This window comes from Streptomyces sp. NPDC002076 (assembly GCF_053593835.1).
Genome location: NZ_JBSFDI010000010.1, coordinates 269,636 through 289,157, shown reverse-complemented (window position 1 = coordinate 289,157; position 19,522 = coordinate 269,636). Strand labels below are relative to the sequence as shown.

Here is a 19,522-nt window from a genome sequence, read left to right as displayed (position 1 = left end):
CTTAATCTTCTGTTAACTGAGCGTAGCCTGATCGTACTTGACCGTAATCGGTTGACAGAGATTGACTGCGAGTGACTACAGATCCACCCGTCGTCGACGCGTGAGGCAAGCCCTTGACTTCCGACCTGCTCGCTCCACTCGACCTGGCGTTCTGGAACATCGAGTCCGACCGGCATCCGATGCACCTCGGCGCCCTCGGCGTCTTCGGCGCGCACTCGCCCACCGCGGGCGCCCATGCCGCCGACCTGCTCGCCGCCCGCGCCGCCGCCGTACCGGGGCTGCGCCTGCGCATCCGCGACGTGTGGCAGCCGCTGGCCTTCGGCGGCGCGGCCCGGGAACCCGACCCGGACTTCGACCCGCTGAACCATGTCCGGCTGCACGCTCCGACCTCCGACTTCCACGAGGTCGCCGGCCGGCTCATGGAGCGGCCGCTGGAGCGCGGCCGGCCGCCGTGGGAGGCGCATGTGCTGCCCGGCGAGGACGGGATGTCCTTCGCCGTGCTGTTCAAGTTCCACCATGCCCTCGCCGACGGGCTGCGCGCGCTGAAGCTCGCCGCCGGCGTCCTCGACCCGGTGGACCTGCCCGAGCGGGCGCCCCGGGCCATCGAGCCACCGCGCGGGCTGCTGCCGGACGTGCGCAAGCTGCCGGGGCTCGTCCCGGGGCTGGTCAAGGGCGCGCTGTCCGACGTGGGCCGGGCGCTGGACATCGGCGCCTCCCTCGCCCGGTCCACCCTCGGCATGCGGCCCGTCTCCGCGCTCACCTCCGCCCCGAGCGGCACCCGCCGTACCGCCGGGGTGGTCTTCGACATCGACGACGTGCACCGCGTGCGCAAGACCGCCGGCGGCACCGTCAACGACGTGCTGATCGCCGTCGTCGCCGGGGCCCTGCGCAGCTGGCTGGACGAGCGCGGCGACGGCAGCAAGGGGGTGGCGCCCCGTGCCCTCATCCCCGTCTCCCGGCGCCGTCCGCGCACCGCGCACCCACAGGGCAACCGGCTCTCCGGCTATCTGATACGGCTCCCCGTGTACGAGCCGGATCCGCTCGGCCGGCTGGACACCGTGCGCACCGCGATGGTCCGCAACAAGGACGCGGGGCCGAACCGGGGCGCGGGTGCCGTGGCGCTGCTCGCCGATCATGTCCCGGCCCTCGGCCACCGGCTCGGTGGGCCGCTCGTCGGGCAGGCGGCCCGGCTGTGGTTCGACATCCTGGTGACCAGTGTGCCGCTGCCGGGTCTGGGGCTGCGGCTCGGCGGTCACGAGCTGAGCGAGGTGTATCCGCTGGCCCCGCTCGCGCCGGGGCAGTCGCTGGCGGTGGCCATCTCGACGTATCGCGGCCGTGTGCACTACGGGCTGGTCGCCGACGCGCAGGCCGTGCCGGACCTGGACCGGTTCGCCCACGCGGTGTCGACCGAGGTGTCCACGCTGCTGGCGGCCTGCGACGCCTGACGCCCCAGGGCTCCCACCCGCCCCGCCGCGCGTCTTCCGCCGCCGGGTGCGGGTGGCCCCCGGTGGGGCGGGTTCGCCGTCGGCGGGTGCGGGGCCGTGGGGGGCGTCAGGCCTTCGGCCTGGTCCCGGGGTTCCCACCCGTGGCGGCCGTGCGGTTTTGGTCGTCGGGTGCGGGTGGCTCCACGTGGGGCGGGTGGTCCGGCGTTCGGTCTGGTCGGGGGTTCTCACGTCGCAGCGCCCGTGATGGTTTTGTCGTCGGGGGCGGATGGCCCCCCTGGGCCGGATTTGCCGTCAGTGGGCGCGGGTCGGCCGGGTTCGGGTGCCGGCGCCGGCGCTTCGTGGTTTCGGTGCTGGTGCGGGCGGGTTTGGCGGGAGGCCCGTGCGCTCCGTAAAATTCCCCGTTCGAAAGCGGGCGCGAGTCGGAGCGCTGCGCGGGTGATCAGGGAAGCGGCAGCGCGATGACGGTGACAGAGGACGGCTCCATGGCCTGCATGGCCACGGAGGAAGTGGTCTACGGCCCCGGTATCGACCCGGAGCGGCTGGCCGTCTGCCTCAGCGTGCTGGAGGAACTCGACCAGCTGGAGGTCGACCACCCGGACGCGATCAAGGTCCGCCGGGCCACCTCGCAGATCTACCGTACGGTCAAGCAGCGCCGCCGCCAGGAGCGCCGCGCCGCCAAGACCGCGCACGACCGCGCCGTCACCGAGGCCACCGCCACCGGCTCCGCCGAGCGCATCGACGACGAGACCGAGGGCATCCTGCCCACCTCCAAGGTCGAGGAGGGCAAGATCGCGGGCATACTCCAGCGCCCGCGTTCCTGCTACACCTGCAAGACCCGTTACGTCGAGGTCGACTACTTCTACCACCAGCTGTGTCCGGACTGCGCCCGCACGAACCGGACGAAGCGGGACGCGCGCGCCGACCTCACCGGCAAGCGCGCCCTGCTCACCGGCGGTCGCGCCAAGATCGGCATGTACATCGCGCTGCGGCTGCTGCGCGACGGCGCGCACACCACCATCACCACGCGCTTCCCCAAGGACGCCATCCGCCGCTTCAAGGCGATGGAGGACTCGGCGGACTGGATCCATCGGCTCGAGGTCGTCGGCATCGATCTGCGCGACCCCGCGCAGGCCGTCGCCCTGGCCGAGCAGCTCGCCGAGGCGGGTCCGCTCGACATCCTGATCAACAACGCGACGCAGACCGTGCGCCGCCTGCCCTCCGCGTACGCGGCCCTGGTCGAGGGCGAGACCGCCCCGCTGCCCGCCGGTGAACTCCCCGCCCACCACGTCATCGGCGCCTTCAACTCCGGCGCTGTCGACGGCATCGCCGCGCTCCCCGTCGGCACCAGCGGCCTGGACGCCCAGAAGGTCGCCGACCTCGCCCTCGTCGCGGGCAACGCCAGCGTCGCCCGGCACCTGGAGGGCACCGCCATCGACGCCGGCGGCCTGGTCCCGGACGTCGTCGACACCAACACCTGGGTGCAGACCATCGAGCAGATCTCCCCGGTGGAGCTGCTGGAGACCCAGCTGTGCAACTACACGGCGCCGTTCATCCTCATCAGCAAGCTGCGCCCGGCCATGGCCGACGCCGCGAAGAAGGCGGCCAGCGGACGCGCGTACGTCGTCAACGTCTCCGCGATGGAAGGCGTCTTCGGCCGCGGCTACAAGGGCGCCGGGCACCCCAACACCAACGCCGCGAAGGCCGCCATGAACATGGTCACGCGGACCAGCGCCCAGGAGATGTTCGACACCGACGGCATCCTCATGACCTCCGTCGACACCGGCTGGATCACCGACGAGCGCCCGCACTACGACAAGCTGCGCCTCGCCGAGGCCGGCTTCCACGCGCCCCTCGACCTGGTCGACGGCGCCGCCCGGGTCTACGACCCGATCGTGCGTGGCGAGGCGGGCGAGGACCTGTACGGCGTCTTCATGAAGGACTACGCGCCCGGCAAGTGGTGACCGGCACGCAATCCGGTGGCCGGCGCGACCGCCCCTGCCCTACGCTGACGGTCGTGCCGGGGTGCCCGGTGAACAGGTGACGCGTTCTTCATGGTTGTGATCCATCAGCAGACCCCAGCGGGGCTGCGGGCCCTTCGGGGCCGACGCGTGGCCGTCCGGATCTCGGGGACTCGGCGCGACCGCTTGTGTGACGGCCCGTCAGTCGGCTGAGATCCCGCGCCTGCGGCGTCAGTCGACGGCGCCGAGCCGGGAATGCCGCGCCGCCACCAGCTCCAGCACCGTCCGCCAGTCCTCCAGGACCCCCGCGTCGAACCCCGCCGTACGGCTCTCCTCGTCGGCCTGGCGCAGCCGCAGCACATCGTCGTCGGCCGGCCCCGCGTCCCCGCGCACCAGCCGGAACACTCGCTCCCCGAGCAGGGAGCGCACCGCCTCGGCCGCGCTGAGCGCCCCGCCCATGTCGTCGCCCGGGCACAGCACCGGCCCGATGCCGTGCACCAGCCCCGCCACCTGGAGCTCCTTGTCGGCGGGGCGGCGGCGGCGCAGCAGCGCGGCGGTTCTCAGTGCGTGCTGGTGCCGGCCGGCGTACAGCAGATCCATCAGCTCCTCGACGCTGCGCAGCTCCATGCGTCAGTCCTTCCGCGAGACAGCCGTGCCGTTCATCAGCAGATCATGGCGAGCTTGCGCCTCGGCCAACGGCACTTGAACTGCGCCACATGGCGGCCGAGGGGGTGATTCGCTCCGACAGCCGGAGGATGCGCTCCACGTTAAATAGCCGCATATTGAGAGACATTGAGGGGTGAAACGACTTCTGATAGTTACACCTTGTTTGCACTCCCGATCGAGCGCGAGCCCGCTCATTTGGGTACTCTGGTGGGGACGGACAGCAGGACCGGGTCCCACCCAGACCCAGACGTCCGTACCGGCGCCACCGCGTCCGAGCTGGCCTTCCATCCAGACCCGAGCGGGCGCCGAGAGCCGGAGCGCAGGCTGTCCGGCAGGACCCCGAGGGTGACCGACACATAAGGAGTGCGCGGTGACACCGGAGAAGACGAATCGCGATCAGCGCCCCAAGGAACGCACGGAGCGCACGGGCCGGCAGCCCGGAGAACTCGGCAGCCTCGACGTGTGGGCCCGGTCCGCCCCGATCCGCCTGGCGGGTTACGAGGACGACCTGGCCGAACCACATATCCTGCCCAGCGTGGACTGACCCCCGGGTCGTACTCTTCGCGATCGCCGTACGCATGGGCGTGACCTGACAGACTCACGCCCATGCTGATCAGAGAAGCCGTGGCCGACGACTGGCCGCGGATCTGGCCTTTCTGGCACCGGATCGTCGCCGCCGCCGAAACCTACGCCTGGGATCCGGAGACCTCCGAGGACGACGCCCGTGCGCTCTGGATGAGCGCCGCCAAGCGTGTCTACGTCGCCGAGGACGCGACCGGGACCGTGGTCGGCTCGGCCTACCTCACCCCCAATTACGGCGGGCCCGCGGCCCGCGTCGCCAACGCCGGCTTCATGGTCGACCCGCAGCGCACCGGCGAGGGCATCGGCCGCGCCCTCGCCGAACACGTCCTCGGCGAGGCCAGGGCGCACGGCTACCAGGCGATGGTCTTCAACGCCGTGGTCGAGACCAATCCCGCCGTCGCCCTGTGGACCTCCCTCGGCTTCACCGTCCTCGGCACGGTCCCGGGAGCCTTCGACCACCCCCGGCACGGCAGGGTCGGGCTGCACATCATGTACCGGGCGCTGGACTAGCCGGGCTCAGGAGCCGGCCACCGGTGCCGTCCGCCGCCACGGACGCAGCGTCTCCAGTTCCTCCGCCAGCTCCAGCAGCACGGACTCCGAGCCAGGGCGGCCCACGAGCTGTACGGCGCAGGGGGCGCCCGAGGGAAGGCTGCCGAACGGGACCGACATCGCGGGCCAGCCGGTCAGGTTCCAGGGCGGCGTGAACGGGGAGTACGCGGTGTTGACCAGCACATTGCGCAGCCAGCCGCGTTCGTGCCACGGGCCCGCCTCGGGGGAGCGCCGGGCCAGGGCCGGGGTGAGCAGGACGTCGTACTCGGTGAAGAAGGGGGTCAGCCGGGCGCGCAGGCGCTCGCGTTCGTCCCCGGTGCGCACCGAGCGGACGAAGCGCCGTCCGACCGCCGCGTGCACCCGGGTCCGCCGGGCCAGCAGCGCCCGGTCCAGGCCCTCGGCGTCCACCGCGGTCCCGGCCGTCCAGTGCCGCAGCGCGGTCACGCCCAGCGAGAGGGGATACGGCGGCTCGGCCCGCCGCACGCGGTGTCCGGCCCGCGCGAGCACTCCGGACGCCTCCCGGACCGCGGTCGTATACGGTCTGCTCACGCTCACCCCGGCGAGCGGGCTGCGTACGGCCGCGGCGATCCGCCGGCGCTCGGGCTCCTCCGCGCGGGGAACGCCGGTGCCCGCCAGCACGCCCAGCATCAGCCGCAGATCCTCGACCGTCGTGGCCAGCGGACCGTTTTCCGCCATGCCGAACCAGTCGCCGTCGCCGATCCCCGCCGGCACCACCCCGTGGCCCGGCTTCAGCGTGACCAGGCCGCAGTTCGCGGCCGGGATGCGCAGCGAGCCCATCCCGTCGTTGCCGAGCGCGATCGGGACCAGGCCCGCCGCGACCGCCGCCGCACTGCCGCCGGAGGAACCGCCCGCCGTGCGGGAGGTGTCCCATGGATTGCGGGCGGTGCCGAACACGCCCTCCGTGGTGCCGAAGACACACAGCTCCGGCACGTTCGTCAGGCCCACGACCACCGCGCCGGCCGCCCGCAGCCGGGCCACCGTCACATGATCCTCGGCGGCCGGAGTGTCGGAGGTGGCGGCGGAGCCGTCCCGGTGGGACTCGCCGCGCACCGCCAGGTTGTCCTTCACGGCCACGGGCACGCCCGCGAGCGGCAGTTCGGCCAGATCGGTGCGCGAGGCCACCTCGTCGGCCTCGGCGAGCGCCGCCTCGGTCCGCACCTTCCGGAACGCCCCGATCCGGCCGTCGAGCCGCTCGATCCGCGCGAGGTGCTCGGCCGCCACCTCCCGGGGTGTCACCCGCTTCTCGCGCACGGCGGCGGCAATGTCGGCGGCACTCCGCCCGGCCCAGTCACCCACGGGCACTCCTCGCTCGGTGGTCGGCTACTCGCTGGTACGCATCACGGCGCAGGCAGAACTGTGCCTGGTCCGGCGCGGTACGTCGAGAGGGCGGTACTCACAGCGGACGGACACTGATCGACCACGGCCCGTCCGCGCGGGCGCAGAGCACACAGGGCTCGGACAGCGGCACCTGTTCCTGCCAGGGGCCCACCTGTTGGCCAGTTCGTCCAGGAAGCGGGTGCCGTCGGGGGAGAACGTGTCCACGAGGAAGTAGCCGCCGTCGTCGCTGCCGGCATCGCCCTCGTACCGCAGAAGGGCCGTGGCTGGGCCGCCGGTGTGGTGGAGCACGTCGGAGGCGGGACGGTGTTCCTCGGCCGTGAGCACGGGGGCCGCGGCCAGCGGTGCCGTCTCGGCGGTCCAGGGGCCGTCCGCCCGGACGCGCAGCGCGCGAGCCCGGGCGTCGGGGCTGCCGAGGAGGAAACGGCCGGCGAATGGGACGTCGGCGTACACGAGGTGGCTGACGGTGTGCAGACGGTCCTCCAGCGCGTCCACCACGAAGTGCCCGGGCGCCTGATGGGTGAGCGTGAGGACGACCGGCTCGGGCTGCGCGGGCAGGTGTACCACCTTGGTGCCGCGGCCTGCCGCGCGGTGCAGGACGGGGGTGAGCGAGGGGAGTACGGGCGGGGTGAACGGCGTCGGCGGCTCAGGGGACTTGGCGACAGCCGTGTGTCCGTCCTGGTTCCTGCGCAGCCACTTCATCGCGAATCCCCCTCGGCCCGGCGCACGGATGCGCGGTCATCGTAGGCGGACGCGAACCTCCAAGGACTCATCGCGCGTCGGCCGCCGCCCCCGTACTGCCCCTCCCCGTCAGCCGGGGCACCGGCACCCCCACCGAGCGGGCCGGGTTCCCGTCCAGCAGGGCCAGCAGCTCGCGGGCGGCCGTGCGGCCGAACTCCGCGCTGTCCCGGGAGAGTGCGGACAGCCGGGGGGTGACCATGCGGCACAGGGCCGAGTCCTCCCAGGAGACCACCGACACGTCCTGCGGAACGCGGAAGCCCAGTTCGGCGGTGGTGGCCAGGCCGGCCACGGCCATCACGTCGTTGTCGTAGACGATCGCCGTCGGGACGGGCGAGTCGCCGAGGACGCGGCGGGTGACGGCGGCGCCCTGGGCGTCGGAGTAGTCGGTGGTGACCGAGCGGACCTCGGTGAGCCCGCGCCGCTCCGCCTCCGCGCGCAGCGTGGCGATACGGCGCTGGGTGTGGGCCAGTTCGGGCAGCCCGGCGATGTGCACGATCCGGCGATGGCCGAGCGCTGTCAGCTCGTCCACCACGGAGGCCATCGCCCCCGCGTCGTCCGCCCAGACCGTGGACAGGCCGGGGTGCCGCACGTCGGGCGCGCCGCCGATCACCACGGCGGGCAGCCCGAGTTCGTCCAGCAGGCCGGGGCGCGGGTCGTCGGCGCGCGGGTCGGCCACCAGGACGCCGTCGACCCGGTGCTCGGCCCACCAGCGCCGGTACACCGCGCACTCCTCGGTGACATCCTCCGCGACCTGGAAGAGCAGGCCCAAGTGCCGCTCGGCCAGCACCTCCTGGATGCCGGAGACGAGCTGGAGGAAGAAGGAGTCGACGCCCAGGGTGTGCGCGGGGCGGGCCAGGACGAAACCGACCGTGGCCACGCCCTCGCCGGACAGGGCGCGGGCGGCCGTGCTGGGACGCCAGCCGAGCTGCTCGGCGACCCGGCGGACCCGCGCCCGGGTGGCCTCGGAGACACCGGGGCGGTCGTTGAGCGCGAAGGAGACGGCGCTCTCGGAGACCCCGGCCCGCCGGGCGATGTCCTTCATCGTGGGCCGGCGTGCGGGTGACCGTTTGGTCGGCACGCTTCTCCCCCTTTCTGACAGTGCTCGCTAATGCGCTTGAGTGTCAAGACCCTAAAGCGCATTAGCAATTGACCGCAAGATCTCGGCCAAACGTCTCTGACCTGCACTAATGAACGACCTGTTTCTTTAGTCGGGTGGAATGCATTGACTTTCTCCGAACGGCGCGGGCAAGGTCTCTGGCGCCCCCCGACCCCCGCCGCAGCAAGGGAGCCGTGTCATCGTGCCCATGCCCCGCAGAGCCCTCGCCGCCACTGCCGTCGCCCTCGTCCTGCCGCTGAGCGCCTGCGGCTCGGGCGGCGACGCCGGCGGCTCGACCGACGCCTCCGGCAAGGTCGAGGGCGACATCACCTTCCAGACCTGGAACCTGCGCGCGAACTTCAAGTCGTACTTCGAGGGCCTCATAGCCGACTTCGAGAGGAAGTACCCCGGTACGCATGTGAAGTGGATCGACCAGCCCGCCGAGGGCTACCCCGACAAGCTCAGCGCCGACGCCGGCGGCGGCACCCTGCCCGACGTCGTCAACGTCTCCCCGGACCTGGTCGCCCCGCTCGCCAAGGCGGGCCTCGCGCTCGACCTCGACAAGGCGGCCGGAAAGTACAGGCCCGAGTATCTGGACGGTGCCTGGGCCAGTCACCAGGTGCCGGGCATGAGCGGCACGTACGCCTTCCCCTGGTATCTGAACACCGGCCCGCTCTTCTACAACAAGGCCCTGTTCACCCAGGCCGGACTCAACCCCGGCCAGCCGCCCAAGACGTACGACGAGCTCTTCGCCGACGCCCTCCAGATGGCGAAGGAGAGCGACGGCAAGGTCGCCACCCTGGCCAACGTGCCCACCATCGAGGACTTCGGCCGCTACGGCGTCACCCTGATGAACAAGCAGGGCACCGCGTTCGCCTTCAACGACGCCAAGGGAGTCGAACTCCTCACCAAGTACAAGGAGTTGTACGACGCCAAGGCCCTCGACCCGCAGGCCCTGACCGCGACCCCGGAGTCCTCCGGCAAGAAGTTCCTCACCGGCGCCGTCGCCATGAACCCCGGCAGCGCCCTCGACCTCGACAACTTCAAGAAGAACGCGCCCAGCCTCTACAGGAACATCGGCATCACCGACCAGATCACCAGCACCGGGCACGTCAACATGTACGTGATGGGCGTGATGGTCAACTCCCGCACCAGGCACACCCCGGCCGCCGTCGCCTTCGCCCACTTCGTCACCGACGCCCAGAACCAGATGTCCTTCGCCGAGAAGGTCGCCATCTTCCCCAGCACCGCGGGCTCCCTCAACGACCCCTACTTCAACAAGGAGGACGGCACCGACGAGACCCGGGTGCGCATCGCCGCCGCCAAGTCCCTGAAGAGCGCGGTCAATTACACACCCGTGTTGTTCAGCGACCAGATGAAGACCGCGCTGCGCAACGAGGTCGCCAAGGCTCTGCAGGGCAAGGAGAGCCCCAAGCAGGCTCTTGACAACGCTGTCAACGCCGCCAACCGGCTGCTCCAGCAGGGCTGACGGCCATGGCGACCCCGGTCCGCATCAGGCGCCAACTTCCTGTCAGCCCCTGGCTGTTCGCCGCACCGGGGCTGCTTGTCACCGGCGCCTTCGTGCTCTACCCGTTCGTCTCCACCCTGGTGAACTCCTTCACCGACCGCCGGACCCTGCTGCCGGGCCACTTCGTGGGCCTCGCCAACTTCCGTGAGCTGCTCCACGACGACATGTTCTGGACCGGCCTGCGCAACAGCACCCTGTACATCCTCGGGGTCGTACCCGCCCTGGTCGTCCTGCCGTTGCTGCTCGCGCTGCTGGTGCAGAAGAACATCCCCGGCATCACCTTCTTCCGCTCCGCCTTCTACACCCCGGTCGTCGCCTCGATCGTGGTGGTCGGGCTGATCTGGGTGTGGCTGCTGGACGAACGCGGCCTGGTCAACTCGCTGCTGGAGACGGTCGGGATCGGCCGGGTCGGCTTCCTCAGCGACCAGTGGCTGCTCCTGCTGAGCGCGATGGCCGTCACGGTGTGGAAGGGCCTCGGCTACTACATGATCATCTATCTGGCGGCGCTGGCCAACGTGCCGCGCGAGCTGCACGAGGCCGCCGCCGTGGACGGCGCGGGCCCGGTGCGCCGCTTCCTCTCGGTCACCGTCCCCGCCGTCCGCTCCACCATGGTGCTGGTCGCCGCGCTCTCCTCGGTCGCCGCCTTCAAGGTGTTCTCCGAGGTGTATCTGATGGCGGGCCCGAGCGGCGGCCCGGCCGGCGAGGACACCACCCTCGTCATGCTCGTCCAGCGCACCGGCACCGGCCTGACCGGCCGCGTCGGCTACGCCTCCGCGCTCTCGGTCGTCGTGTTCGTCGTCACCGTCGCGCTCATGCTGCTGGTGCTGCGCGCCGACCGGAGGGAGGAGCCATGAGCGTCCTGGAGAAGGTGCGGCCCGAGCCGCCGGTCACCGTGGGCAAGGAGCCGCGGGTCACCGACGAACACGGCTGCCGCATCCGCGTCGGCGAGCTGGTCTGGCGGTATCTGCTGCTGCTCGCCGTCCTCGCCCTGACCGTCGGCCCGTTCCTCTGGCAGCTGTCCACCTCCCTCAAGGGTCCCACAGAGGACATCTACAGCTCACCGCCGAGCTTCCTGCCCGCGCATCCCACCCTGCACAACTACACGCGGGTCGCCGACACCATCCCCGTCTGGGACTACGCACTGAACTCCCTGAAGGTCGCCACCGCCAACGTCGTCACCAACTGCGTCGGCTCGGCGCTCGCCGGGTACGCCCTGGCCCGGCTGCGCTTCCGCGGCCGGAAGGTGACCACGCTGGTGTTCGTGCTGGCGATGCTCGTGCCCGTCGAGGGAATCGTCATCGCCCAGTTCACCACCATGCGCGAACTCGGCCTGAACAACACGCTCATCGGGGTCGTGCTGCCCGGCGCGATCGGCGCGATGAACGTGCTGCTGATGCGGGGCGCCTTCCACAACCTGCCCTACGAGATCGAGGAGGCGGCCTACGTCGACGGCGCCGATGTCTGGCAGCGGTTCCTGCGCGTCGCACTGCCCTCGGTGAAGGGGACGGTCGCCGTCGTCGCGATCTTCGCCTTCATGGGCGCCTGGGACGACTTCCTGTGGCCCCTGATCGTGCTCAGCGACCCGTCCAAGTTCACCCTCACCATCGGCCTGAACTATCTGCACGGCACCTTCGCCAACGACGAACGCCTCGTCGCCGCCGGCACCGTGATCGCCGTGGCCCCGCTCATCGCGCTGTTCGCCTGCCTGCAGCGGTACTTCTTCCGCGGGGTCGGCGAGGGCGCAGTCAAGGGCTGAACACCCGTACGTCACAAGGACATTCCATGCCCCCTGCCGTGCGCTTCGGCGTCAACTACACCCCGAGCGAAGGGTGGTTCCACCACTGGCTCGACTTCGACCTCGACTCCGTGCGCGCCGACCTCGACGCGATCGCCGCGCTCGGCCTCGACCACGTCCGCGTCTTCCCGCTGTGGCCCTACTTCCAGCCCAACCGCACCCTGATCCGTCCCCACGCCGTCGAGCAGCTCGTGGTCCTCGCCGACGCCGCCGCGGAACGCGGCCTGGACGTCAACGTAGATGGGCTGCAAGGGCACTTGAGCAGCTTCGACTTCCTGCCCGCGTGGACGCGCACCTGGCACCGGCGCAACATCTTCACCGATCCGGACGTGGTCGAGGGCCAGGCAGCCTATCTGCGCACCCTGGCCGCCGCCCTCGCCGACCGGCCGAACTTCCTCGGCATGACCGTCGGCAACGAGGTCAACCAGTTCGCCGCCGGCCCCCATCCCGATCCCGACCGCGTCACGGTGGACGAGGCCGAGCGATGGATCGTACGGATGCTGGCCGCCTGCGCCGAGGGCGCCCCCGACCGGCTCCATCTGCACGCCTCCTACGACGCCGCCTGGTACCAGGACGACCAGCCCTTCACCCCCGGCCACTCCGCCCGGCTCGGCGACCTCACGGCCGTGCACTCCTGGGTGTTCAACGGCACCGCCCAGCGCCACGGCCGTACCTCCGTGCCGGCCGAGCACCACGCCGCCTATCTGGTGGAGCTGAGCAAGGCCTGGGCCGAGGAGCCGCACCGGCCCGTCTGGCTCCAGGAGGTCGGCGCGCCCGCGCCGCTCGTGCCCGCCGAGCACGCCGCCGCGTTCGCCGAGGCGACCATCGAGAACGCCCTGGACTGCCCGGACCTGTGGGGCATCACCTGGTGGTGCTCCTACGACGTCTCACGCGACCTCGCCGACTTCCCCGAACTCGAATACGGACTGGGCCTGTTCACCGACGACCGCGAGCCCAAGGACATCGCCCGCGTACTGGCCGAGGCGGCGCGCCGACCGCACCCGGCTCCCGCACCGCGCACCACGGCCCTCGTCGCACCCGGCGATCCGGGCCGCCGCTCCCGCTGTGCCCCCGGCGGGCCCGTCTTCGACGCCTTCTTCCGGCTCATCGCCGACGGCGCCCGCCCCACCACCGTCCTCGACACCCGCCGGGACGACAAGGACCACCTCGCCGCGCGCGGCATCACCGAGGTCGTCACTCCCGATCAGGTACTCCCCACCCCACACGGAGGCACCCGCTCGTGAACCCCAGCAGACGTACCGTCCTGATCGCCGGCGCCGCCGCCGGTCTGTTCCCGCTGCCCGCCTTCGCGGCCGCCCGTCCCAAAGCCGGGGCGACCCCGCCGTACGCGTCCTACTGGTACCCCGACTCGCTCCCCGCGGGCAGCCCGGCCCCCGGCGTCACCTGGCGCAGCCTGAAGGGCTGGCGTCCGGCCGACGACGCCGACCTCGCCTTCAACGCCGCGTCGGTGCCGCTCGCCGCCCGCTTCACCCCGACCCCGGCGAACACCACCGCCCGCTCCGGCCAGGCCCGCATCCAGGCCCTGGTCTCCTTCGGGCCGACGTCGAGCAACCCCTCCCAGGGCTCGGCCAGCGCCGACTACTACGCCCTCACCCACTGGGCCTACCTTGACGAGCTGGTCTTCTGGGGCGGCTCGGCCGGCGAGGGCCTGATCCTCGCGCCCAACGCGCCGATCGTGGACGCGGCCCACCGGCACGGCGTCCCGGTGCTCGGGAACATCTTCCTGCCGCCGGTGGCGTACGGCGGACAGCTCCAATGGACCCGGGACCTCGTACAGAAGGACGCCACCGGGCACTGTCCGCTCGCCGCGCAGCTCGTCGCGGTCGCGGCGGCCTACGGCTTCGACGGCTGGTTCGTGAACGCCGAGACGGGCGGCGGAAACACCGCGCTCGGCCGGGCCATGCTCGGTTTCGTCAAGGAGCTGAAGGGACTCGCGGCCGCACGCGGACAGCGGGTGACCTGGTACGACGCGATGACCGTGAACGGCACCGTCAGCTGGCAGGGCGCGCTGAACAGCCAGAACCAGGCCTTCTTCCAGGCCGCCGACGACATGTTCGTGGACTTCCGGTGGAGCGCGGCCACGCTCGCCTCCTCGGGTACGAAGGCGGAAGAACTGGGGCGCAGCCGCTACGAGTTGTGGGCCGGGATCGACGTCGAGTCGAACGGGTCCGACACATCGGCGGACTGGGACGCGATCGTGCCGACCGGCAGGCCGCACATCACCTCGATCGGCTTCTACCGGCCGGAGTGGACCCGCAACCACCTGCCCGGCGACCAGCGCGCCCCGGAGGACTTCCACGCCGCCGACGACCGGTTCTGGACCGGGCGGTCGCTGGACCCGTCCCGGCCGGACCCGAGCGATCCGTGGCGGGCACCGGCGGTGTCGGTCGCCGACCGGTCGACCGTGACCTCGCTGCCGTTCGCGACCGTGTTCAACACGGGGCACGGGCTGCGCTGGTACGAGGACGGGGCCGTCACCTCGGACGCCGCCTGGAACCACCTCGGGCTCCAGGACCGGCTGCCGGCGCGGCGGTGGGTGGTGCGCACGGCGGGGGAGCGGCCGGCGGTCTCCTTCGACTTCGCCGATGCCTGGCGGGGCGGGAGCAGTGTGCTGGTGGAGGGTGAACTCGATCAACCGGTCGTGGTGGATCTGTACGCGACCCGGCTGCCGGTCGGTGTGAACACCGTTGTCGAGCTCACGCATCGGACCGACGCCGGCGCCGTGAACGTCGAGCTGGCCGTGGCGACGGCCGAGCCGAGTGAGGCGGGGACGACCCCGCCGTACACCTATCTGGCTGTGAGCCCGGTCAACAGCAGCATGCGCGTGGACTCGGGAAACGGCTGGCAGACCGTGGCCTTGCCGCTCACCGGGTTTTCCGGCACCCTCCACGCCCTCGGCATCCGGCTCACCGCCGCCGAGGGCCCGGTGCGCTGGCGCCTCGGCGGCCTCGCCGTCCGGGACACCGGCACCGCCCCCGCGGCCCCCACGGGCGCCCGTGTCACCGCCGCGACCGGCGGCGACCTCCGGCTCGCCTGGAACGCCGCCCCCGGCGCCGTCCGCCACTACGAACTCCACCGCCTCCTGCCCGACGGCACCCGCCGTTTCCTCGGCGGCACCTGCCAGCGCGCCTACTTCCCCACCGGACTGCGACCCGAGCAGGGGGAGACCGCCGCACGATTCGAACTGCGTGCCGTGGGGGAGCTCTACAACGCCTCGACCCCCGTCACCGTCACCCACCCCTGGTAACCACCGCCATCACCCGGAACCCGCAGGGAGCACCCCGCATGCATGACGACCGCACTCTGGTGGAAGCCCGCCTCAGGCGCGTCCTCGACGAACGCATCCGCCCCGCCGTGTACCCCGAGTCCGTGCCGCTGCGGGTCGCGGTGTGGCACACGCCCGGCGAGCCCGTGCCCGTCGAGGAGGGACTCGCGGCCCAGGCCCAGCCGATCGAGGTCGGCGCACGCTGGGGTGCTCCCTGGGGCACCAGCTGGTTCCGGGTGACCGGGACCGTGCCCGAGGCGTGGGCCGGGAGGACCGTCGAGGCCCTGCTCGACCTGGGCTTCGACGAGAACATGCCCGGCTTCCAGTGCGAGGGCCTGGTCTACCGGCCCGACGGCACCCCGGTGAAGGGCCTCAACCCGCGCAACCAGTGGGTGCGCGTCGGCGCCCCGGTGGCGGGCGGCGAGGAGGTGGTTCTGCACATCGAGGCCGCCTCCAACCCCGTCATCCTCGACTACCACCCCTTCCGGCCGACCCGGCTCGGCGACAAGGACACCGCCGGGCACGAGCCGCAGTACACCCTCACCCGCATGGACCTCGCCGTCTTCGACGAGCCGGTGTGGCAGCTGGTCATGGACCTGGAGGTGCTGGGCGAGCTGATGGCCGAGCTGCCCGTGGACTCCGCGCGTCGGCACGACATCCTGCGCGCGGTCGAGCGGGCCCTGGACGCCGTCGACCTCCAGGACGTGAACGGCACCGCCGAGCGGGCCCGCGCCGAGCTCACCGGTGTGCTGGCGGCCCCGGCCGTACCGTCCGCGCACCGGATCAGCGCGGTCGGGCACGCGCACATCGACTCGGCCTGGCTGTGGCCGCTGCGCGAGACGGTACGCAAGGTGGCCCGTACGACCGCGAACATGACCGCGCTGATCGAGGACGAGCCGGAGTTCGTCTTCGCCATGTCCCAGGCCCAGCAGTGGGCCTGGGTGAAGGAGCACCGGCCCGAGGTGTGGGCGCGGGTGAAGAAGGCCGTGGCGGAGGGGCGGTTCGTGCCGGCCGGCGGGATGTGGGTGGAGTCGGACACCAACATGCCCGGTTCGGAGGCGATGGCCCGTCAGTTCGTGCACGGCAAGCGGTTCTTCCTCGACGAGTTCGGCATCGAGAACGAGGAGGCCTGGCTGCCCGACACCTTCGGGTTCGCCGCCGGACTCCCGCAGATCATCAAGGCGGCCGGGTCCAAGTGGCTGCTGACCCAGAAGATCTCCTGGTCCCAGACGAACAAGTTCCCGCACCACACCTTCCAGTGGGAGGGCATCGACGGCACCCGGATCTTCACCCACTTCCCGCCCGTCGACACCTACAACTGCTCCATGAAGGGCAGCGAGATCGCCCATGCCGCCCGGAACTTCAAGGACAAGGGCCGGGCCCGGCACTCCCTCGCGCCCACCGGCTGGGGCGACGGAGGCGGCGGCACCACCCGCGAGATGGTCGCCAAGGCGGCCCGGCTGCGCGACCTCGAAGGCTCGGCCACCGTCGTCTGGGAGACACCCCGCGCCTTCTTCGAGAAGGCCGAGGCCGAGTACCCCGAACCGCCCGTCTGGGTCGGCGAGCTGTACCTGGAACTGCACCGCGCCACCCTCACCAGCCAGGCGAGGACCAAGCAGGGCAACCGGCGCAGCGAGCACCTGCTGCGGGAGGCCGAGCTGTGGGCGGCCACCGCGGCCGTACGCAGCGGATTCGCCTACCCCTACGAGGAGTTGGACCGGATCTGGAAGACGGTGCTGCTGCACCAGTTCCACGACATCCTGCCCGGCTCGTCCATCGCCTGGGTGCACCGGGAGGCCCGGGCGACGTACGAGCGGATCGCCGGGGAGCTGGAGGGGATCATCGGGGCGGCGCAGCGGGCCCTGGCGGGGGAGGGGACCCGGCACCTGGTCTTCAACCCGGCACCGCACAGCCGTCACGGCGTTCCCGCCGGAGGAGCCGGGGCGCCGCGGTCGGCGCAGGGAACGCAGGTGTCACCCCGCCCCGCGGGCGGTCACGTCCTGGACAACGGCCTGCTCCGCATCGGGATCGATGCCCAAGGCCTCGTCGTCTCCGCGTACGACCTCGATGCCGACCGCGAGACCATCGCCCCCGGCCGGGCCGCCAACCTGTTGCAACTCCACCCGGACTTCCCGAACATGTGGGACGCCTGGGACGTCGACTCCTTCTACCGCAACACCGTCACCGACCTCACGGACGCAGAGTCGGTGGAGGCCGGCGGGGACGGCGCTTCGGTGCGGATCGTACGGAGCTTCGGCGCCTCCCGGGTCACCCAGGTGCTGACGCTGCCGCCCGGCGAGCGGAGGCTGCTCATCGACACCGAGGTCGACTGGCACGAGACGGAGAAGTTCCTCAAGCTGGCCTTCCCGCTCGACCTGCACGCCGAACGGTACGCGTCCGAGACCCAGTTCGGGCATGTCTTCCGCCCCACGCACACCAACACCTCCTGGGAGGCCGCCAAGTTCGAGGCGTGCAATCATCGCTTCGTCCATCTGGAGGAGCCCGGCTGGGGCGTGGCGGTCGTCAACGACTCGACGTACGGACACGACGTGACCCGCGCGGTGCGCACCGGCGCCGACCGCGGTTCGACGACCACGGTGCGCGTCTCCCTCCTGCGCGCCCCGCGCTTCCCCGACCCCGAGACCGACCAGGGCGTCCACCGCTTCCGGCACGCCCTGATCCCGGGCGCCTCGATCGCCGACGCGGTCCGCGAGGGCTGGCGGATCAACCTGCCGGAACGGCACCTGACCGGGGCCCACGAGGTCGCGCCGCTGGTCACGGTGGACAACGACGCGGTCGTGATCACCGCGGTCAAACTCGCCGACGACGGCAGCGGTGACGTCGTGGTCCGCTTCCACGAGGCCCACGGCGGCCGGGCCCGGGCGACGCTCACGGCGGGCTTCGAGATCGCGGACGTCACGGCGACGGACCTGCTGGAACGGCCGGGCGGCGACATCGAGCCGCCGATGCGCGACGGTGAGCGGATCACCGTACGGCTGAGGCCGTTCGAGCTGGTGACCTTGCGGCTGCGGCGTTGATCCGGGGACGGGTGCCGCCCGCGTCAGTCCCCCGGGGCTGACGCGGGCGCCACCGGCTCGCCGGACGGATGCTCGTAGCGCAGCGGTGGTCTCCCTGGCAGCCCCTGCCGCCACAGCATTCCGAGCGACTCGTTCGCCCGCTGCTCCTGCTCCCGGTCGGTGGGAAGCGGCAGGTGCAGCGCGCCGAGCAGATCGAAGCGGTGCAGGTCGAAGGCCGCCTCGACATACTGGCCGTAGCCGACGGCCGCGTGGACGGCGGCGAGGTAGGCAAGCCGGGAGACGAGCGCGAGCAGCACGGCGAGCAGCAGCCGCCAGCCGGACCGCCACAGCAGCCAGACCGTCGCCGGAACGCACAGCGCGGCGGTGACGCTCAGCCGTGCCGCCGCGTCCATCGCATCCCGCTGCTCGCCGACCGTCGTGGCGAGCTGCCCGGGTGCGCTCGTCCCGCAGGACCTCCGAGCGCTGTGCGGTGGTGCCGGCGTGGGCGAACAGCAGCAGACGGTCGAGCAAGTCCTGTTCGGCCGAAGGAAGCTCGGTCCAGGAGGGCGGCTCGAAGAGCAGCTCTTCGAGCCTTTTCCGTAAGCACGTGCCAGTCACGTCACATCATGTGACAAGGGCCGGGCGGGGGCGGCCGAAAGGACCGACGGAAGAAGGGACTACTCCCCGTCCTGCCCCCCGAGCTGTGCCCGCAGCCACTCCTCGACCTCGCCGACATGGGCCGCGGCAGCGGCTCTCGCCGCCTCCGGGTCGCGGGCGGTGAGGGCGCGGTGGATGGCGGCGTGTTCGCGGCGGGTGCGGGCGAAGGCGCCCTCCTCCTGGTAGCCGCGCCAGACGCGGGCGCGGAAGGTGCGGGAGGACAGGCCCTCCAGGATGGCGGCCATGGTCTCGTTCCCGGCGGCCGCGGCGATCTCGCGGTGGAAGGCGAGGTCGTGGGCGAGGATCTCCTCGGGGTCGTCGGTGGCGTTCATCGCCGCCAAGTGCTTTCCGACTGCGGCCAGTTGGTCGTCCGTGATGCGTGCCGCGGCCAGCGCGGTCGCCGTCGACTCCAGGATCCGGCGGACTTCGAGGAGTTCCACCAGGCGCGGGCCCCGGGACAGGTCCGCGACCACCCCGAAGGTCTCCAGCAGGTCGCCGGCCTCCAGCGCGGTGACGTAGATCCCGGAACCGTGCCGGGCCTCCAGGACGCCCATCACGGTCAGGGCGCGGATCGCCTCCCGCATCGAACTGCGGGAGATGCCCAGCCGGGCCGCAAGATCCCGCTCGGTGGGCAGCCGCTGGCCGGGCTCCAGCCGGCCCTCGGCGATCATCGCCTTGATCTCCTCGATGGCGCGCTGGGTCACCGTGCCCTTCTGCGGCACCTCTTCCTCGTCCACGCCGCTCCTCCTTCCCCCCGGTGCGCCGCAGTCTAACCAGCCGAGTGGTCCGACCACTACGCCCTGAATCCGTGAATTTTCCGTGCACGAGGGTGTTGACTCGGCTTAT

16 protein-coding genes are annotated in these 19,522 nt (G+C 71.7%); 10 read left to right on the top strand and 6 right to left on the bottom strand.

The features are described 5' to 3' along the window. Positions 1-113 precede the first annotated feature (113 nt). A complete protein-coding gene (locus ACWCQS_RS22960; protein ID WP_451006159.1) occupies positions 114-1,445 on the top strand; it encodes a wax ester/triacylglycerol synthase family O-acyltransferase in 1,332 nt (443 codons plus the stop codon). 458 nt (positions 1,446-1,903) lie between these two features. Beyond that, a complete protein-coding gene (locus tag ACWCQS_RS22955; RefSeq protein ID WP_450981885.1) occupies positions 1,904-3,406 on the top strand; it encodes an SDR family NAD(P)-dependent oxidoreductase in 1,503 nt (500 codons plus the stop codon). Positions 3,407-3,634: 228 nt separating this feature from the next. On the opposite strand, the gene ACWCQS_RS22950 is transcribed toward ACWCQS_RS22955, so the two are convergent. Continuing rightward, positions 3,635-4,030, bottom strand: coding sequence for a hypothetical protein (locus tag ACWCQS_RS22950; protein ID WP_451006158.1), 396 nt, complete (start codon positions 4,028-4,030; stop codon positions 3,635-3,637). A gap of 409 nt (positions 4,031-4,439) precedes the next feature. Here ACWCQS_RS22950 and ACWCQS_RS22945 point away from each other — a divergent pair, with 409 nt between their 5' ends. Together ACWCQS_RS22945 and ACWCQS_RS22940 are read left to right on the top strand one after the other, a co-directional pair. Next, complete coding sequence (locus ACWCQS_RS22945; RefSeq protein ID WP_323375219.1) at positions 4,440-4,613, top strand: hypothetical protein; 174 nt, start codon at positions 4,440-4,442, stop codon at positions 4,611-4,613. Between the two features lie 62 nt (positions 4,614-4,675). Beyond that, positions 4,676-5,161, top strand: a complete 486-nt coding sequence (locus tag ACWCQS_RS22940) for an N-acetyltransferase family protein (RefSeq protein WP_451006157.1) — start codon at positions 4,676-4,678, stop codon at positions 5,159-5,161. A 6-nt stretch (positions 5,162-5,167) separates the two neighbouring features. On the opposite strand, the gene ACWCQS_RS22935 is transcribed toward ACWCQS_RS22940, so the two are convergent. From ACWCQS_RS22935 to ACWCQS_RS22925, 3 genes are all read right to left on the bottom strand, one after another. After that, positions 5,168-6,517: an amidase gene (locus tag ACWCQS_RS22935; RefSeq protein ID WP_451006156.1), complete on the bottom strand. Its 1,350-nt coding sequence runs from the start codon at positions 6,515-6,517 to the stop codon at positions 5,168-5,170. A gap of 24 nt (positions 6,518-6,541) precedes the next feature. Further along, on the bottom strand, positions 6,542-7,258 hold the full coding sequence (locus ACWCQS_RS22930; RefSeq protein ID WP_451006155.1) for a hypothetical protein: 717 nt from the start codon (positions 7,256-7,258) through the stop codon (positions 6,542-6,544). 67 nt (positions 7,259-7,325) lie between these two features. Then, complete coding sequence (locus ACWCQS_RS22925) at positions 7,326-8,375, bottom strand: LacI family DNA-binding transcriptional regulator (protein WP_451006154.1); 1,050 nt, start codon at positions 8,373-8,375, stop codon at positions 7,326-7,328. Positions 8,376-8,595: 220 nt separating this feature from the next. Between ACWCQS_RS22925 and ACWCQS_RS22920 the strand changes: the two genes are divergently transcribed. The 6 genes from ACWCQS_RS22920 to ACWCQS_RS22895 are packed head-to-tail and all read left to right on the top strand — an operon-like array spanning position 8,596 to position 18,040. Beyond that, complete coding sequence (locus ACWCQS_RS22920; protein ID WP_451006153.1) at positions 8,596-9,882, top strand: ABC transporter substrate-binding protein; 1,287 nt, start codon at positions 8,596-8,598, stop codon at positions 9,880-9,882. 5 nt (positions 9,883-9,887) lie between these two features. Beyond that, positions 9,888-10,775 carry a carbohydrate ABC transporter permease gene (locus ACWCQS_RS22915; RefSeq protein WP_451006152.1) on the top strand — a complete coding sequence of 296 codons (888 nt, stop codon included), beginning with the start codon at positions 9,888-9,890 and terminating at the stop codon, positions 10,773-10,775. Continuing rightward, positions 10,772-11,677 carry a carbohydrate ABC transporter permease gene (locus ACWCQS_RS22910; protein ID WP_451006151.1) on the top strand — a complete coding sequence of 302 codons (906 nt, stop codon included), beginning with the start codon at positions 10,772-10,774 and terminating at the stop codon, positions 11,675-11,677. The genes ACWCQS_RS22915 and ACWCQS_RS22910 overlap by 4 nt, the downstream gene beginning before the upstream one ends. A 26-nt stretch (positions 11,678-11,703) precedes the next feature. After that, entirely contained in the window at positions 11,704-12,960 is a 1,257-nt protein-coding gene (locus ACWCQS_RS22905) for a glycoside hydrolase 5 family protein (protein WP_451006150.1), read from the top strand. Continuing rightward, positions 12,957-14,984, top strand: coding sequence for an endo-beta-N-acetylglucosaminidase (locus ACWCQS_RS22900; protein WP_451006149.1), 2,028 nt, complete (start codon positions 12,957-12,959; stop codon positions 14,982-14,984). The genes ACWCQS_RS22905 and ACWCQS_RS22900 overlap by 4 nt, the downstream gene beginning before the upstream one ends. 38 nt (positions 14,985-15,022) lie before the next feature. Continuing rightward, the gene (locus ACWCQS_RS22895; RefSeq protein WP_451006148.1) at positions 15,023-18,040 is read left to right on the top strand and encodes an alpha-mannosidase; all 3,018 of its coding nucleotides are present in this window, start codon (positions 15,023-15,025) and stop codon (positions 18,038-18,040) included. 23 nt (positions 18,041-18,063) lie between these two features. Here ACWCQS_RS22895 and ACWCQS_RS22890 read toward each other — a convergent pair whose 3' ends face one another. Both ACWCQS_RS22890 and ACWCQS_RS22885 read right to left on the bottom strand, forming a co-directional pair. Beyond that, the gene (locus tag ACWCQS_RS22890; RefSeq protein WP_451006147.1) at positions 18,064-18,432 is read right to left on the bottom strand and encodes a hypothetical protein; all 369 of its coding nucleotides are present in this window, start codon (positions 18,430-18,432) and stop codon (positions 18,064-18,066) included. A gap of 264 nt (positions 18,433-18,696) precedes the next feature. Further along, positions 18,697-19,413 carry a FadR/GntR family transcriptional regulator gene (locus tag ACWCQS_RS22885; protein ID WP_451006146.1) on the bottom strand — a complete coding sequence of 239 codons (717 nt, stop codon included), beginning with the start codon at positions 19,411-19,413 and terminating at the stop codon, positions 18,697-18,699. Positions 19,414-19,522 lie beyond the last annotated feature (109 nt).

Bases quoted from the DNA above. Each gene is read 5' to 3' on its own strand.
- ACWCQS_RS22955 (WP_450981885.1), top strand. From the start codon at position 1,904: ATGACGGTGACAGAGGACGGCTCCATGGCCTGCATGGCCACGGAGGAA.
- ACWCQS_RS22950 (WP_451006158.1), bottom strand. From the start codon at position 4,030: ATGGAGCTGCGCAGCGTCGAGGAGCTGATGGATCTGCTGTACGCCGGC.
- ACWCQS_RS22940 (WP_451006157.1), top strand. From the start codon at position 4,676: ATGCTGATCAGAGAAGCCGTGGCCGACGACTGGCCGCGGATCTGGCCT.
- ACWCQS_RS22930 (WP_451006155.1), bottom strand. From the start codon at position 7,258: ATGAAGTGGCTGCGCAGGAACCAGGACGGACACACGGCTGTCGCCAAG.
- ACWCQS_RS22915 (WP_451006152.1), top strand. From the start codon at position 9,888: ATGGCGACCCCGGTCCGCATCAGGCGCCAACTTCCTGTCAGCCCCTGG.
- ACWCQS_RS22910 (WP_451006151.1), top strand. From the start codon at position 10,772: ATGAGCGTCCTGGAGAAGGTGCGGCCCGAGCCGCCGGTCACCGTGGGC.
- ACWCQS_RS22905 (WP_451006150.1), top strand. From the start codon at position 11,704: ATGCCCCCTGCCGTGCGCTTCGGCGTCAACTACACCCCGAGCGAAGGG.
- ACWCQS_RS22895 (WP_451006148.1), top strand. From the start codon at position 15,023: ATGCATGACGACCGCACTCTGGTGGAAGCCCGCCTCAGGCGCGTCCTC.
- ACWCQS_RS22890 (WP_451006147.1), bottom strand. From the start codon at position 18,432: ATGGACGCGGCGGCACGGCTGAGCGTCACCGCCGCGCTGTGCGTTCCG.